Annotated in this window: 2 protein-coding genes and 1 pseudogene; all 3 read left to right on the top strand. The window is 69.9% G+C overall.

The window, feature by feature from the left end; translation table 11 throughout:
* Positions 1–25: 25 nt before the first annotated feature.
* Positions 26–1,093 (top strand): endolytic transglycosylase MltG, encoded by a 1,068-nt coding sequence (mltG, locus tag AC04L7_RS16970; protein WP_435997831.1) that lies wholly within the window; start codon positions 26–28, stop codon positions 1,091–1,093.
* Complete coding sequence (gene tmk / locus AC04L7_RS16965; RefSeq protein ID WP_296280130.1) at positions 1,090–1,752, top strand: dTMP kinase; 663 nt, start codon at positions 1,090–1,092, stop codon at positions 1,750–1,752. The genes mltG and tmk overlap by 4 nt, the downstream gene beginning before the upstream one ends.
* Positions 1,749–2,297, top strand: a pseudogene (locus tag AC04L7_RS16960) (DNA polymerase III subunit delta'); the annotation flags it as partial. The gene tmk and the pseudogene AC04L7_RS16960, both read left to right, overlap by 4 nt.

The raw sequence follows: 2,297 nt of genomic DNA, 5'->3' as shown, positions 1-2,297 counted from the left end.
GCCTGCTTCATACCCCGAGGATTGCGTGGCGTCAGCACTCAAGCGCGGTTGCCGCTTCATCGTCATTGCCTTCGCCCTGCTGCTGCTCCTGGCGGCGGGGGCGGCGTTCTGGCTGTGGCAGGGCCATCGCGGTTTCGCGGACGCGCCGATCGGCGGCGTGGCGGCCGACACCACCGTCGAGGTGGCGCGTGGCGATGCCTTCCCGACCGTCTTGCGCAAGTTGCGCGAAAAAGGGGTTTCCCACGGCACCGACCTGCAGTGGCGGTTGCTGGCCCGCCGGACCGATACGGCCAGCCAGCTCAAGGTGGGCGAGTACGCGCTGGATCCGTCCCTGACTCCGCGCGAACTGCTGCAGCGCATGCGCGAAGGCCGCACGCTGCAATACCGTGTCACCATCGTCGAAGGCTGGAACATCCGCCAGCTCCGCGCCGCGCTGCGCAACGCCACGCCGCTGCAGCAGAAGACGGCGCAGATGAGCGATGCCGAACTGATGGCGGCGCTCGGCCATGCCGGACAGCATCCGGAAGGCCGCTTCCTGCCCGAGACCTATGTCTACACCCGCAGCGAATCCGACCTCGAAGTGCTCAAGCGCGCCTATGCCGCGATGGAGAAGGCGCTGGCCGCGGCATGGGACGCCCGTGCGCCGGACATCCCGCTGCAGTCGGCGGACGAGGCGCTGATCCTGGCGTCGATCATCGAGAAGGAAACCGGCATCGCCGAAGAGCGTCCGGCCATCGCCGGCGTGTTCGCGCGCCGTTTGAAGATCGGCATGCCGCTGCAGACCGATCCCACCGTCATCTACGGCATCGGCAGCAGCTACGACGGCAACATCCGCCGCCGCGACCTGACCACGGATACGCCGTACAACACCTACATGCGTCGCGGCCTGACGCCGACGCCCATCGCCATGCCGGGTGTCGACGCATTGAAGGCGGCGGTGAATCCTGCCGAGGGCACCGCGCTGTACTTCGTCGCGGTCGGCGATGGCAGCGGACGGCACATCTTTTCGACCACGCTCGCCGAGCACAACGCGGCGGTGGCGCGCTACCTGGTGACGCGCCGCGAAACCCTCCGCAAGGCGGAAGCGCCATGAGCGAGGCCCTGCTGTCGCAGCCGCGGCTGATCACGCTGGAAGGCGGCGAGGGTGCAGGCAAGACCAGCGCCATCGCCGCGATCCGCGACCGACTGCAGGCCGCCGGCCATGACGTGGTGCTGACGCGCGAACCGGGTGGAACGCCACTGGCCGAGCGGATCCGCGAGCTGCTGCTGGGAGCGCAGGACGAGCCGCTTGCGGCTGAGACCGAACTGCTGCTGATGTTCGCCTCGCGCGCGCAACACGTGCGCCAGATCGTGCGTCCGGCGCTGCGGCGCGGCGCGTTCGTCATCAGCGACCGCTTCACCGATTCGAGCTACGCCTACCAGGGCGCTGGACGAGGCCTGGATCCGGAGTGGATCGCTGCGCTGGAACGTCGTGCCGTCGGCCTGAAGCCGGGCCTGACCCTACTGCTCGACCTCGACGTGCGCGAAGGTCGCGCGCGGACGGCGGGCCGCGACCTGTGGCCGGACCGTATCGAAAGCGAGCAGGATGATTTCTTCGAACGGGTGCGCGCCGGCTTCCGGGCGCGCGCAGTGGCCGAACCGCACCGTTTCCGCGTGATCGATGCCGCACAGCCGCCCGCCGGCGTCGGCGCTGCCGTCGAGGCGGCCATCGGTGCCTACCTGCGCACGCTGACCGACAGCGATCTGGCATGAGCGCCGCGTTCTCGCCCTGGCAGCAGCGCGCCTACGACCACGCCGTCGCGGCGTTGGCGTCCGGTCGCCTGGGCCATGGGTTGCTGGTGTGCGGCCCGGCGGGTCTGGGCAAGCGTGCCGTGCTGGACCGCCTGGCGCGACGCGTCCTGGCCCAGCAGCGGGAAGCGGACGGCGAGCCCGCGCCGGGCGACCGCAGCACCCGCCTGATCGACGCAGGCACGCACCCCGACCTGCACATCGTCTCGTTCGTCGCCACCAAGGATGGCAGCAAGCTGCGCACCGAGATCGTCATCGACCAGATCCGCGAGGTGTCGCAGAAGCTGGCGCTCAYGCCCCAGTACGGCGGTGCGCAGGTAGCGCTCATCGATCCGGCCGATGCCATCAACCGGTCGGCTTGCAACGCGCTGCTGAAGACGCTGGAAGAGCCCGCCCCGAACCGCTACCTCTGGCTGGTCAGCGCACAGCCCGCACGCCTGCCRGCGACCATCCGCAGCCGCTGCCAGCGCATCGAGTTCCGCCTGCCGCCCCGCGACGAGGCATTGGCC

It is taken from the genome of Pseudoxanthomonas sp. LjRoot204_2, assembly GCF_056175765.1.
This window is presented reverse-complemented; position numbering and strand designations above follow the sequence as displayed.

What these genes read in the sequence shown, in the direction of transcription:
- tmk (WP_296280130.1), top strand. Translation starts at nt 1,090, where the DNA reads ATGAGCGAGGCCCTGCTGTCGCAGCCGCGGCTGATCACGCTGGAAGGC.